This window comes from Streptomyces sp. PA03-3a (assembly GCF_033792735.1).
Lineage (GTDB): Bacteria > Actinomycetota > Actinomycetes > Streptomycetales > Streptomycetaceae > Actinacidiphila.
In genome coordinates, this window is record NZ_JARAVM010000050.1 from 15,789 (window position 1) to 28,250 (window position 12,462).

At 73.2% G+C, this 12,462-nt stretch carries 11 protein-coding genes; 3 read left to right on the forward strand and 8 right to left on the reverse strand.

All coding sequences use genetic code 11. From position 1 onward, the window contains the following. Positions 1 to 652: 652 nt before the first annotated feature. The 7 genes from truB to rimP form a co-directional block, all read right to left on the reverse strand. The gene (gene truB / locus PV342_RS36955) at positions 653 to 1,534 is read right to left on the reverse strand and encodes a tRNA pseudouridine(55) synthase TruB (RefSeq protein WP_500320529.1); all 882 of its coding nucleotides are present in this window, start codon (positions 1,532 to 1,534) and stop codon (positions 653 to 655) included. Next, positions 1,531 to 2,004, reverse strand: coding sequence for a 30S ribosome-binding factor RbfA (gene rbfA, locus PV342_RS36960; RefSeq protein ID WP_400808515.1), 474 nt, complete (start codon positions 2,002 to 2,004; stop codon positions 1,531 to 1,533). The genes truB and rbfA overlap by 4 nt, the downstream gene beginning before the upstream one ends. A gap of 42 nt (positions 2,005 to 2,046) precedes the next feature. After that, positions 2,047 to 2,340 carry a DUF503 domain-containing protein gene (locus PV342_RS36965; protein WP_018562639.1) on the reverse strand — a complete coding sequence of 98 codons (294 nt, stop codon included), beginning with the start codon at positions 2,338 to 2,340 and terminating at the stop codon, positions 2,047 to 2,049. Positions 2,341 to 2,484: 144 nt separating this feature from the next. After that, positions 2,485 to 5,622 (reverse strand): translation initiation factor IF-2, encoded by a 3,138-nt coding sequence (infB, locus tag PV342_RS36970; protein WP_500320531.1) that lies wholly within the window; start codon positions 5,620 to 5,622, stop codon positions 2,485 to 2,487. A 154-nt stretch (positions 5,623 to 5,776) separates the two neighbouring features. Further along, positions 5,777 to 6,058, reverse strand: coding sequence for a YlxR family protein (locus PV342_RS36975; protein WP_089228831.1), 282 nt, complete (start codon positions 6,056 to 6,058; stop codon positions 5,777 to 5,779). Between the two features lie 78 nt (positions 6,059 to 6,136). Continuing rightward, positions 6,137 to 7,123 carry a transcription termination factor NusA gene (nusA, locus tag PV342_RS36980; RefSeq protein WP_386994703.1) on the reverse strand — a complete coding sequence of 329 codons (987 nt, stop codon included), beginning with the start codon at positions 7,121 to 7,123 and terminating at the stop codon, positions 6,137 to 6,139. A gap of 2 nt (positions 7,124 to 7,125) precedes the next feature. Then, positions 7,126 to 7,650 carry a ribosome maturation factor RimP gene (gene rimP / locus PV342_RS36985; protein ID WP_386994701.1) on the reverse strand — a complete coding sequence of 175 codons (525 nt, stop codon included), beginning with the start codon at positions 7,648 to 7,650 and terminating at the stop codon, positions 7,126 to 7,128. A 148-nt stretch (positions 7,651 to 7,798) separates the two neighbouring features. On the opposite strand from rimP, the gene PV342_RS36990 reads away from it, so the two are divergent. Genes PV342_RS36990 through PV342_RS37000 form a run of 3 tightly spaced genes read left to right on the forward strand, consistent with a single transcriptional unit; the run spans position 7,799 to position 9,761 of the window. Next, complete coding sequence (locus PV342_RS36990; RefSeq protein ID WP_500320534.1) at positions 7,799 to 8,347, forward strand: hypothetical protein; 549 nt, start codon at positions 7,799 to 7,801, stop codon at positions 8,345 to 8,347. Between the two features lie 8 nt (positions 8,348 to 8,355). Beyond that, positions 8,356 to 8,802, forward strand: coding sequence for a ferritin-like domain-containing protein (locus PV342_RS36995; RefSeq protein WP_400808508.1), 447 nt, complete (start codon positions 8,356 to 8,358; stop codon positions 8,800 to 8,802). A 23-nt stretch (positions 8,803 to 8,825) separates the two neighbouring features. Continuing rightward, positions 8,826 to 9,761, forward strand: coding sequence for an aminoglycoside phosphotransferase family protein (locus tag PV342_RS37000; protein ID WP_386994697.1), 936 nt, complete (start codon positions 8,826 to 8,828; stop codon positions 9,759 to 9,761). Between the two features lie 998 nt (positions 9,762 to 10,759). Here PV342_RS37000 and PV342_RS37005 read toward each other — a convergent pair. Continuing rightward, positions 10,760 to 12,448, reverse strand: a complete 1,689-nt coding sequence (locus PV342_RS37005; RefSeq protein ID WP_500320537.1) for a proline--tRNA ligase — start codon at positions 12,446 to 12,448, stop codon at positions 10,760 to 10,762. Between the last annotated feature and the right edge of the window lie 14 nt (positions 12,449 to 12,462).

A 12,462-nucleotide genomic window follows, 5' to 3' on the forward strand; every position in this document is an offset into this window, starting at 1 on the left:
GCCCGGTTGTTGTGTGCGGGTCGTTTGCGCCTGCGGCGGGCATCCCCCGCCCTCCCTCCCCGAGCCCTCGGCCGAGGGTGTGCCCCCACCTCCCCCGCCCCCTCCGTATCGTCGGGCGCCTGACGGCCGGAGGGCGGTGAGGAGGCGGTCCGGGTCCCCGCACGCGCCTTACCCGCCCACGGCCATCCCGGCGCGCTCGTGCTGATGCCGGCGGAAGGGTGAGCGGCCCATTGTCGTGTGCGGGTTGTTTGCGCCTGCGGCGGGCATCCCCCGCCCGCCCTCCCGATTGCCCCGGATGGCTGGTGCGGGCCTACGCGCGCGCGGGGTGGGCCGGGGGCGGGGCCTCCCGGGGCTGCACGTCCTGGACTGGGTTATCTACGTGCATGGCGGGCGGTACTTGTTGTGCGGCACCCGGGGCGGCAAGAGCAGGTGCCCGCCATGCACATGAATATGCGGTACAGAATGCCCAGCCCCGGAGGCCCCGACCCCGGCCCACCACGCACGCGCGAGGCCCGCACCAACCGCGCCGGATGGGGGTCCCCCCGGCCGAAGGCTGGGGGAGGGAGGGCGGGCGGGGGAACCGCCCGCCGCAGGCGCAAAACAACCCGCACACGAGCAACGCGCCGCAACCACAACCCACCCGCACCGCCACTCAGCCGAGGTTGGCGAGAATCCTCGCCTGCCCCTCCCGCCCTTCCACCAGCGCCAAGAACTCCCCCTCCGGCCCGAACACCGCCGTGGGCACCGCCCCCAGCGACGGCGGCGCGTCCAGCCGCACCCCGTTGCCCAGCAGTCGCGCCTGGCGGTCGTCCACGTCCCACCGGGGGAACGCCGCCGCCGCGGCCTCCGCGATGGGCAGCACCGCGAACGCGTCCGTGAGCTGCTCCAGCGTGCGGGCGATATCGGCCCCGTAGGGCCCGACACGGGTGCGCCGCAGCGCGGTGAGGTGGCCGCCGACGCCGAGGCCGGCGCCCAGGTCGCGGGCGAGGGCCCGGATGTACGTGCCGGAGGAGCACTCGACGGTGACGTCGACGTCGACCACGTCACCGCCGTCGTGCCGCACGTGCCGGACGCCCCGTACCGCGAACGCCGAGACCGTCACCGGCCGCGCCGGAAGCTCGAAGTCCTCGCCGCCGCGCACGCGGGCGTACGAACGGACCCCGTTGACCTTGATCGCGCTCACCTTCGACGGCACCTGCATGATGTCCCCGGTCAGCGGCACGATGCCCGCGTCGATGGCCTCGCGGGTGACTGCGCCCGCGGGGACCGAGGCCGTGACCTCGCCCTCCGCGTCGTCGGTGATCGTGCTCTGGCCGAGCCGGATGGTCGCCTCGTACTCCTTGCGCGTGAGCGCGAGGTGCCCGAGCAGCCGGGTGGCCTTCTCGACGCCGATGACGAGGACGCCGGTGGCCATGGGGTCGAGCGTGCCGGCGTGCCCCACGCGCCGCGTCCCGGCCAGCCTGCGCAGCCGGGCCACGATGTCGTGCGAGGTCATCCCGCCCGGCTTGTCGACGATGACAAGCCCGTCCTTCATCGGGCGCCGTCCTCCGCCTCGTCGTCGCCGTCGGCGTCGGCGTCCTCGTCCTCCGCCGGCTTGCGGTAGGGGTCGGCTTCGCCAGCGTAGGAGGCGTCCGTGGCGGTCTTGCGGACCTCCTCGTCGGCCTCGCGGGCCTTGGCGAGCAGGTCCTCGATCGTGCGCGCGTTCTCCGGGACCGCGTCGGCCACGAATGTCAGGGTGGGCGTGAAGCGCACGCCGGTCTGCCGCCCGACCTCCGAGCGGAGGACGCCCTTGGCGCTCTCCAGCGCCGCCGCCGAGGCGGCGCGCTCCTCGTCGTCGCCGAAGACCGTGTAGAAGACGGTCGCCTCCCGCAGGTCACCGGTGACCCGGGTGTCCGTGATCGTCACATAGCCCAGCCGCGGGTCCTTGATCCGCCTCTGGAGCGTCTCCGCGACCACGACCCGGATGCGGTCCGCCAGCTTGCGCGCCCGCGCGGTGTCGGTCATGCGTGCTCTTCTCTCTTCTCATCACGCTTCGGTACGTGAGTGTCAGTCGTCGTCCCCGTGCACCCGCTGTCGCGCCGACAGCAGGTCCACCTCGGGACGCGAGGCCATCCAGCGCTCGCAGCGTCCGAGGACGTCCTTGATGTGCCCGGGGTCCCCGGACACGACCGCCACGCCGATCTCGGCTCTGCGGTAGAGGTCGTGGTGGTCGACCTCGGCGACGCTCACCGCGAACTTGCGGTGGAGCTCGGCCACGATCGGCCGGATGACGGACCGCTTCTCCTTCAGCGAGCGGACGTCGCCGAGAAGCAGGTCGAAGGACAGCGTCCCTACATACATGGGTATCAGGTCAAGCCGACCTGTGGGGCCTCGTCGTGAACGGTGCGAACACCGTGAACAGCAATCACCACAGTAAAGGCAACGGCCGGGGCCGATCGACGGAATTTACGCTCCGCCAACCGGCCCCGGTCAGGTGTACCCCGATCAGACGCGAGGCTTCTCGCGCATCTCGTAGGTCGCGATGACATCGTCGATCTTGATGTCGTTGTAGTTGCCGAGGTTGATACCGCCCTCGAAACCTTCACGAATCTCGGTGACGTCGTCCTTGAAGCGCCGCAGACCCTCGATGTTGAGGTTCTCCGCGACGACCTTGCCGTCGCGCAGCAGGCGCGCCTTGGTGTTGCGCTTGACCTCGCCGGAGCGGATGAGCACACCGGCGATGTTGCCGAGCTTGGAGGAGCGGAAGACCTCGCGGATCTCGGCGGTGCCGAGCTCCACCTCCTCGTACTCGGGCTTGAGCATGCCCTTGAGCGCGGCCTCGATCTCGTCGATGACCTGGTAGATCACCGAGTAGTAGCGGACGTCGACGCCCTCACGCTCGGCCAGCGACGTGGCGCGGCCCTCGGCCCGCACGTTGAAGCCGATGATGATCGCGTCGGAGCCCGCCGCCAGGGTGACGTCGGTCTCGGTGACCGCACCGACACCCCGGTGGAGGATACGCAGGTCCACGTCCTCGCCGACGTCGAGCTGGAGCAGCGAGGACTCCAGGGCCTCGACCGAACCGGACGCGTCGCCCTTGATGATGAGGTTGAGCTGCTGGACCTCGCCGGCCTTGAGCACCTTGTCCAGGTCCTCCAGGCTGACCCGGCGGCGGGACTTGGCGAAGGCCGCGTTCCGCTCGCGGGCGGCACGCTTCTCGGCGATCTGCCGGGCCGTACGGTCCTCGTCGACCACCAGGAAGTTGTCGCCGGCACCCGGCACGTTCGTCAGACCGAGCACCAGGACCGGGGTCGAGGGGCCCGCCTCGTCGACGGTGTTGCCGGTGTCGTCGAGCATCGCCCGGACACGGCCGTACGCGTCGCCGACCACCATGGTGTCGCCGACCCGCAGGGTGCCGCGCTGGACCAGGACGGTCGCCACGGCGCCGCGGCCGCGGTCGAGGTGGGCCTCGATCGCGATGCCCTGGGCGTCCTGCTCCGGGTTGGCGCGCAGGTCGAGCGCGGCGTCCGCGGTCAGGACCACGGCCTCCAGGAGGCTGTCGATGTTCAGGCCCTGCTTGGCGGAGATGTCGACGAACATCGTCTCGCCGCCGTACTCCTCGGCCACCAGGCCGAACTCGGTCAGCTGACCGCGCACCTTCGTCGGGTCGGCGCCCTCGACGTCGATCTTGTTGACCGCGACCACGATCGGCACGTCGGCCGCCTTGGCGTGGTTCAGCGCCTCGATCGTCTGGGGCATCACGCCGTCGTTCGCCGCCACCACGAGGATCGCGATGTCGGTGGACTTGGCACCACGGGCACGCATGGCGGTGAACGCCTCGTGACCGGGGGTGTCGATGAAGGTGATGGCCCGGTGCTCGCCGTTGACCTCGGTGGCCACCTGGTAGGCACCGATGTGCTGGGTGATGCCGCCGGCCTCGCCCGCGACCACGTTGGTCTTGCGGATCGCGTCGAGAAGGCGGGTCTTGCCGTGGTCGACGTGACCCATGACGGTCACGACCGGCGGACGCGCGACGAGCGCTTCCTCGCCGCCCTCGTTCTCGCCGAACTCGATGTCGAAGGACTCGAGCAGCTCGCGGTCCTCCTCCTCCGGGCTGACGATCTGGAGGGTGTAGTTCATCTCGTCGGCGAGCAGCTGCAGCGTGTCGTCGGAGACGGACTGGGTCGCGGTGACCATCTCGCCGAGGTTGAGCATCACCTGGACGAGCGACGCCGGGTTGGCGCCGATCTTCTCGGCGAAGTCGGTCAGCGAGGCGCCACGAGAGAGGCGCACGGTGTCGCCGTTGCCGCGGGGCAGCAGCACGCCGCCCACGGACGGGGCCTGCATGGCCTCGTACTCCTGGCGCTTCGCGCGCTTCGACTTGCGACCACGGGCCGGACGGCCACCGGGGCCACGGCCGAAGGCACCCTGTGTTCCACCGCGGCCACCCGGACCACCGGGACGACCGCCGAAGCCGCCACCACCGGGACGACCGGCGAAGCCACCGCCGCCGCCACCGCCGGCGCCGCCACCGGGACGCGGGCCGCCGAAGCCGCCGCCGCCACCGGGACGGCCTGCACCGCCACCGCCGCCGGGACGACCGGCGAAGCCACCGCCGCCGGGACGGCCTGCGCCGCCGCCGGGACGCGCGCCGGGGCCGCCGCCGGGACGACCGGGACCGCCCGGACGACCCGGGGCACCGCCGGCAGCGGGACGCTGCGGCATCATGCCGGGGTTCGGACGGGGGCCGCCGCCCTGCGGACGGGGCATGCCGCCCGGGGTCGGACGCGGACCGCCGGGAGCGCCGCCGCCGGGGCGGGGAGCGCCGCCGGGACGCGGACCGGCCGCGCCCGGAGCGCCACCGGGGCGCGGACCGGACTGACCGGGACCGCCGGCGGGACGCGGCGCCTGCAGGCGCGGCATGCCGGTGGAACCGGAGGTGAAGGGGTTGTTGCCCGGACGGGGACCGGCCGGACGGGCCGCGCGGTCACCACCCGGACGGGGCGCACGCTCGCCGCCGGGGCGCGGGGCACCGGGGCCACCCTGGCCACGGCCGCCGTCGCGCTGGCCGGGACCGGCCGGACGGGCGCCGGGACGCGGGCCCGGGGCGCCGGGACGGCCGGCGGCGGGACGCTCCTGGGCGGGACGCTCGGCCTGGGCCGGACGCTCCTGAGCCGGACGCTCCTGAGCCGGACGCTCCTGGGCCGGGGCGGGGGCCGGCGGGGCGGAGAACTCCGCCTGCGGCACCGGGGTGACCGGCGCGGGCTTGGCCGGGGCCGGCTTGGGACCCGGGGTCGGGCGCGGGCCCGGCGTGGGCGCGCCACCGGCGGGCTTGGCAATGGGGGCAGGTCCCGCGGCCGGCTTCGGGGCCGGGGCAGCGGGACGGGCCGACGCACCCGGAGTGGGGGTGGACGGCTTTGCGGGCGCAGCCTTGCGCGGCGCCGCGGGCCTGGCAGCCGAGGGCTTCGAGGCGGAACCGCCGCCGGAACCCTGCAGTGCGTCAGTCAGCTTGCGAACAACCGGCGCCTCGATCGTCGAGGACGCCGAACGGACGAATTCACCAAGTTCTTGGAGCTTGGCCATGACGACCTTGCTCTCAACTCCGAACTCCTTGGCGAGTTCGTATACCCGGACCTTAGCCACTTCGCTCCTTCATGAGGTCCGGGGTGGTCGTCCGCCGGACCGTCGCTACTTCATGGGCGTACTCATCGCGTGCTCATCGAGTGCTCATCGCAATCTCGACCTACTTCCAACTCGCGGGGTACTGACCGCACGGTCGCCCGTACGGTCTTCCTGCCTACTCACGGTGTGCCTGCTCGACGTAACCGCGAAGATCCGCGGTGTCCAGCGTTTCCCTGGCCCGGAAGGCCCGTGGGAACGCCCGGCGGCGGACCGCCAGGTCGAGACAGACGGTGTCGGGGTGCACATAGGCACCCCGACCGGGCAGCGTACCGCGAAGATCGGGGACACATGACTCCCCGACCACCGCCACACGCAGCAGATCGCGCTTGGCCGCTCGCTCCCTGCACCCGATGCACGTGCGCTCCGGGCGTGCTGGGCCATGCGTCCGGCCAGACATCCTTAGTCTACCTCCCCGCGCCGACCTCACCCCTCCGGGTTATTCGACGCACGGTTGTTCCTCGGTCACCCGCGGGTGCTACTGCTCCACCTGCTCGGTGTCGGGCCGGATGTCGATCCGCCAGCCCGTGAGCCGTGCGGCCAGGCGGGCGTTCTGCCCTTCCTTGCCGATCGCCAGCGACAGCTGGTAGTCCGGCACGGTCACCCGCGCGGAGCGGGCGCCCATGTCGACGATCTCCACCTTGCTCACCCGAGCGGGTGACAGGGCGTTGGCTACCATCTCCGCCGGGTCGTCCGACCAGTCGACGATGTCGATCTTCTCGCCGTTCAGCTCGGCCATCACGGCGCGCACCCGGGCGCCCATCGGGCCGATGCAGGCGCCCTTGGCGTTCAGGCCCGAGCGGCCGGAACGGACGGCGATCTTCGTGCGGTGGCCGGCCTCGCGGGCGATGGCGGAGATCTCGACGGAACCGTCCGCGATCTCCGGGACCTCCAGCGCGAAGAGCTTCTTCACCAGGTTGGGGTGGGTCCGCGAGAGTGTCACCGACGGACCGCGCACACCCTTGGCCACCCGGACGACGTACGAGCGCAGGCGCGTGCCGTGCTTGTAGTCCTCGCCCGGCACCTGCTCCTGCACGGGCAGGATCGCCTCGAGCTTGCCGATGTCCACCAGCACGTTCTTGGGGTCCTTGCCCTGCTGGACCACACCGGTGACGATGTCGCCCTCGCGGCCGGCGTACTCGCCGAAGGTGATCTCCTCCTCCGCGTCCCGCAGCCGCTGCAGGATGACCTGCTTGGCCGTGGTCGCGGCGATCCGCCCGAAGCCGCTGGGCGTGTCGTCGAACTCCCGGGCCTCGGAGCCCTCGGGGGTCTCCGACGGGTCCTCCTTGGCCCACACGGTGACATGACCGTTCGTACGGTCAAGCTGCACACGCGCGTTGCGGCGGCTGCCCGGCTCGCGGTGGTACGCGATGAGGAGCGCCGACTCGATCGCCTCGACCAGCAGGTCGAAGGAGATCTCCTTCTCCCGGACCAGACCCCGCAGGGCACTCATGTCGATGTCCACGGCTACGCCTCCTCAGTGCTCTCGTCGCCGTCAGTATCGGCACCGGCCGGGTCCTTGCGACTGAATTCGATCTCCACCCGTGCCTTGGCGATCTCGCCGAAGGCGACACGGGCGGGCTTGGGCTTGCGTCCCTTGACACCCGGGACCTCCAGGTCGAGCCCTTCCTCGTCGACCGCGAGGATCCGCGCGACCAACTGCTCGCCGCCGGACGTCGTCAGCTTGACCAGCCGGCCCTCGTTGCGCCGGAAGTGGCGCGGCTCGGTGAGCGGGCGGTCCAGACCCGGCGAGGAGACCTCCAGCAGGTACGCCGCCCCGCCCATGGCGTCGGCGTCGTCGAGTACCTGCGAGATCTCCCGGCTCAGCTCGGCGATCGTGTCCAACGGGGCACCCTCGTCGGAGTCCACGATCACCTGGAGCTGCCGGCGGCTGCCCGCGGCCGTCACCTTGACCTCTTCCAGTTCGAGCCCCGTCTTCACGACGAGCGGCTCGAGCAGCGCGCGCAGCCTCTCGCTCTGGGTGGTGCTCATCCGGGTGACTCCTCGGCCGCGTGTGCTGTTGTGATGGAAGGTCGCGTGTCGGGCCAAAGCCTATCGGTTCAGGTCCCGGATCGACGATTCGGCGCCGCGGAGGGCGCCGTCACGGCCGTCGGGCGCCGCGCGGGTACCCTCACGTCAGGTGATCACGGGAAGGGGCACTGTGCCGCTCAGCAACATTCCCCGCCGGCGCGCGGTCCGCGCCGCCCTCGTCCTGCCGGCCGTGGCCGGACTGCTCGGCGGATGCTCCGACGGGACACGGCCGCAGGGGACCTCCGCGAAGGGCTCGCCGTCCGCCGACGCGAACGTGGCGCTGCGCAGGCGGGCCGCCCGGGACAGCGCGGCACTGCTCGCGCGGTACGACGCCACACTCGCGGCGCACCCGGACCTGGGTGCGCGGCTGCGGCCGCTGCGGGCCGAAGTGGCCGGTCACGCCGCGGCGTTCGCCTCGAACGGGCGGGCGGCGTCGCCGTCCGCCGCGCCTTCGCCGTCGCTCTCCCCGTCGCCGTCGGCCCCGCCCTCCGTCCCCGCGCGGGCCGGGGACGCGCTGTCCGCGCTGGCGGCGGCCGAGCGCGCGCTCTGCGACGCCCGGGCCGCCGCGCTCCTGGACGCGCCGCCCGAACTCGCCCGCCTGCTCGCCTCGGTGGCCGCCTGCGGCGCCGGGCACGTCCTGCTGCTCAAGGAGCACTGACCCGACCCATGGCACAGCAAGCGCTGCTCAAGGCCGTCCAGGCCGCACTCTCCGCCGAGCACGCGGCGGTGTACGGCTACGGCATCGTCGGCGCCCGCGTCGGCGGCGAACTGGGCGGGCAGGCCCAGCAGGCGTACGACGCGCACCGCGCCCGCCGCGACACGCTGCGCCGCACCGTCGGCGACCTCGGCGGCGAACCCGTCGCCGCAGAGCCCGCGTACGCCCTGCCGTTCGAGGTGCCGGACGGTCCGGCGGCGGTGCGGCTCGCCGCGGAACTGGAGGACCGGGTCGCCGGGGTGTACGCGGACCTCGTGCGTGCCGCCGACACCGATCTGCGCCGCGAGGCGGCCGACGCGCTGCGCGAGGCGGCGGTCCGCGCCGTGCGCTGGCGCGGGGGGAGCGTAGCCTTCCCGGGGCTGGCCGAACGCGCGCGGACAGCCGCGGAGAAGGTTTAGCACCAGGAGGGACGTACCCACGCATGGTCTCGGCACCACAGCCCCAGCACCTGGAACCGCCCGAGCGGCTGGTCCGCACGGTCAGCGCCTGGGAGGGCGAGGCGGGCCGCGCCTGGCTCGCCGGCCTCCCCCAGCGCGTCGCGGACCTCCTCGCGCGCTGGGAACTGCGGCCCGAGCGGGTGCTCTCCCCCGGCGGCCAGATCAGCATGGTCGTCCTCGTACGGCAGGCCGACGACACCCCCGCGACCCTCAAGGTCGGCCTCGTCACGGACGAGACCCGGCACGAGCACGCCGCGCTCGCCCACTGGGACGGCCGCGGCGCGGTCCGCCTGCTGCGGGCCGAACCCGCCGCGGGGGCGCTCCTGTTGGAGCGCCTCCACAGCGACGTGTCGCTGCGCTCGCTGCCCGAGCAGAAGGCGATGCTGGAGGCGTGCGCCACCCTGCGGCGGCTCTGGGTCCCCCCGGGTGAGGGGCATCCGTTCACGCCGGTCGCCGAGCACACGGCACGCCTGGCGGCGGCACTGCGGGAGCGGCGCGGGCAGCCGTACGTCCCGGAGGAGGCCCGCGCCCTGGTCGACGAGGCCCTCGCGGTCCGCGACGGACTCTGCGCGGCCGCCCCGGGCGAGGCCGTACTGCTGCACGGCGACTACCACCACGGCAACGTGCTCGCCGCGGACCGGGTGCCGTGGCTGGCCATCGACCCCAAGCCGGTCGCGGGCGAGCCCGCGTACGACCTGGCGTGGCTCGTCCGCGACCGCCTCGAGACGCTGGTCGCCACGCCCGGGTCCCAGTCCGCGGCCCGGCGCAGGGTCGCCAAGCTCTCCGACTCCCTCGACGTCGACCGGGACCGGGTCCGCGGGTGGGCGCTGTTCCGTGCGGTCGAGGCGGGCGTGTGGGCGTTGGCGGTCGGAGACCGCGAATCGGGGGAGCTGCACCTGGAGTTCGCGAGCTGGCTGTAGTTCCGACCGGGGTGTCGTCGTGCGGCCCGGTCGTCGTGTGCGGCACCGTCGTGGCTCCGGGCGGCTGCGCCGGGCCGCCCGGTTGTCATGTGCGGGCGCGTTGCCCCTGCGGCCGGTTGCCGTGTGCGGGTTTGTTTGCGCCTGCGGGCGGCTGCGCCGGGCTGCCCGGGCGTCATGTGCGGGTACGTTGCCCCTGCGGTTGGGTTCCCCAGCGGCCGGTTGTCGCGTGCGGGGCTGTTTGCGCGTGCGGGCCGCTGCGCCGGGCTGCCCGGTTGTCGTGTGCGGGTCGCTCGCGCCTGCGGCGGGCATCCCCCGCCCTCCCGCCCTCCCCCAGCCTTCGGCCGGGGGTGCCCCCAACTCCCCCGCCCCCTCCGTATCGTCAGGCGGCTGACGGCCGGAGGGGGGTGAAGAGGCGGTCCGGGTTGCCGCACGCGTCTTGCCGAACCCCACGGCGTCAGGCGTGGTCCGGAGGGGCTTTCTAGGAACTCGGGCCGATGCCAGTGCCGGCTCGGCCGCTCACCGGAGGGCAGGGGTACGCCACTCCCCTGCCCTCCGGTGCGCGCAGCGTTGTTCGGCCTGCGGCCGGAAGACCCCTGCGGGGGGCAGTTCCCTGCGATGCGGGGAGTGGCGGGCCCCATCGCCCCCCACCGGCCGTTGGTCGCCGAACGATACGGAGGGGGCGGGGGAGGTGGGGGCACCCCCGGCCGAAGGCTGGGGGAGGGTGGGCGTTCTGGACGCTGACGTGTATTTGTTGTGCGGCACCCGGGGCACCGAGCGCAGGTGCCCGCCATGCACATAAATATGCGGTACAGAATGCCCAGCCCGGAGGCCCCGCCCCCGGCCCACCACGCACGCGCGCAGGCCCGCACCAACCGCGCCGGATGGGGGTCCCCCCGGCCGAAGGCTGGGGGAGGGCGGGAGGGCGGGGGACAGCCCGCCGCAGGCGCAAAACAACCCGCACACAACAACGCGCCGCAACCACAACCCACCCGCACCCGCTACGCGGAAAGGCGGGAAACCGCGTCCCCCACCGAAAGCTCCTCCCGCTCCCCGGACCGGCGGTCCTTGACCTCGACGACCCCGTCCGCCGCCCCCCGCCCCACGACAAGAATCGTCGGCACCCCGAGCAGCTCCGCGTCGGTGAACTTCACGCCCGGCGAGACGCCCGCGCGGTCGTCGACGATGACCCGGACCCCGGCGGCGTGCAGCTTCTCCGCGACCTCGAGGGCCAGCTCCGTCTGCAGCGCCTTGCCGGCCGCCACCACGTGGACGTCGGCAGGAGCGACCTCGCGCGGCCAGCACAGGCCCTGCCCGTCGGCGGTCTGCTCGGCGAGCGCGGCGACGGCGCGGGAGACGCCGATGCCGTAGGAGCCCATGGTGACCCGGGCCGGCTTGCCGTTCTGGCCGAGGACGTCGAGCCCGAAGGCGTCGGCGTACTTGCGGCCCAGCTGGAAGATGTGGCCGATCTCGATGGCCCGGTCCAGCTTGAGGCCGGCGCCGCAGCGCGGGCAGGGGTCGCCGGGCTCGACGGTGACGACGTCGAGGTACTCGTCGACCTCGAAGTCGCGGCCGCAGACGACGTTGCGGGCGTGCGTGTCGGGCTTGTTGGCGCCGGTGACCCAGGCCGTGCCGCGGGCGACGCGCGGGTCGGCGAGGTAGCGGACGCCGGTGAGGCCCTGCGGGCCGACGTAGCCGCGGACGAGGTCGGGACGGCCGGTGAAGTCCTCGGCGGTGACGAGTTCGACCTCGGCGGGCGCGAGGTGCTCGGCGAGCTTGCCGAGGTCGACCTCGCGGTCGCCGGGGACGCCGACGGCGACGATCTCGCCGTCGACCTTGACGAGCAGGTTCTTCAGCGTGGCCGAGGCCGGCACACCGAGGTGGGCCGCGAGGGTCTCGATGGTGGGGGTGTCGGGGGTGTCGACCTCCTCCAGCGGCGGGTGGTCGGCGCCCTCGACCGGGGGCACCACGGTGGTGACGGCCTCGGTGTTGGCCGCGTAGTCGCACGCGGGGCAGTCCACGAAGGTGTCCTCGCCGGCCCCGGCGGGGGCGAGGAACTCCTCGGAGGCCGAGCCGCCCATCGCGCCGGAGACGGCGGAGACGATGCGGTAGTCGAAGCCGAGCCGCGAGAAGATCTTGATGTAGGCCTGGCGGTGCAGCCGGTAGGCCTCGGCGAGGCCCTCGTCGGTGGTGTCGAAGGAGTACGAGTCCTTCATCTGGAACTCGCGGCCGCGCAGCACTCCGGACCGGGGCCGGGCCTCGTCGCGGTACTTGGTCTGGATCTGGTAGAGGATCACCGGCAGGTCCTTGTAGGACGTGCACTGGTCCTTCACCACCTGGGTGAAGATCTCCTCGTGAGTGGGCCCGAGCACATAGTCCGCGCCCTTGCGGTCGCGGAGCTGGAAGAGCAGGTCGCCGTACTCGCCGGCGCGCCCGGTGACCTCGTAGTTCTCCCTCGGGAGCAACGCGGGCAGCAGGACCTCCTGGCCGCCGATGGCGTCCATCTCCTCGCGGACGACGCGGGCGACGTTCTCCAGCACGCGCTTGCCGAGCGGCAGCCAGGTCCACACCCCCGCCGATGAGCGGCGGACGTATCCGGCCCGGACCAGCAGCTTGTGGCTCGCGGTCTCGGCATCGGCCGGGTCGTCGCGCAGCGTCTTGAGCATCAGCCGGGACATGCGCAGGACCATGGGGCTCTCCAGGG

What these genes read in the sequence shown, in the direction of transcription:
- truB (WP_500320529.1), bottom strand. Translation starts at nt 1,534, where the DNA reads ATGAAGGACGGGCTTGTCATCGTCGACAAGCCGGGCGGGATGACCTCG.
- PV342_RS36975 (WP_089228831.1), bottom strand. Translation starts at nt 6,058, where the DNA reads ATGTCTGGCCGGACGCATGGCCCAGCACGCCCGGAGCGCACGTGCATC.
- PV342_RS37005 (WP_500320537.1), bottom strand. Translation starts at nt 12,448, where the DNA reads ATGGTCCTGCGCATGTCCCGGCTGATGCTCAAGACGCTGCGCGACGAC.
- rbfA (WP_400808515.1), bottom strand. Translation starts at nt 2,004, where the DNA reads ATGACCGACACCGCGCGGGCGCGCAAGCTGGCGGACCGCATCCGGGTC.
- PV342_RS36995 (WP_400808508.1), top strand. Translation starts at nt 8,356, where the DNA reads ATGGCACAGCAAGCGCTGCTCAAGGCCGTCCAGGCCGCACTCTCCGCC.
- PV342_RS36965 (WP_018562639.1), bottom strand. Translation starts at nt 2,340, where the DNA reads ATGTATGTAGGGACGCTGTCCTTCGACCTGCTTCTCGGCGACGTCCGC.
- rimP (WP_386994701.1), bottom strand. Translation starts at nt 7,650, where the DNA reads ATGAGCACCACCCAGAGCGAGAGGCTGCGCGCGCTGCTCGAGCCGCTC.
- PV342_RS37000 (WP_386994697.1), top strand. Translation starts at nt 8,826, where the DNA reads ATGGTCTCGGCACCACAGCCCCAGCACCTGGAACCGCCCGAGCGGCTG.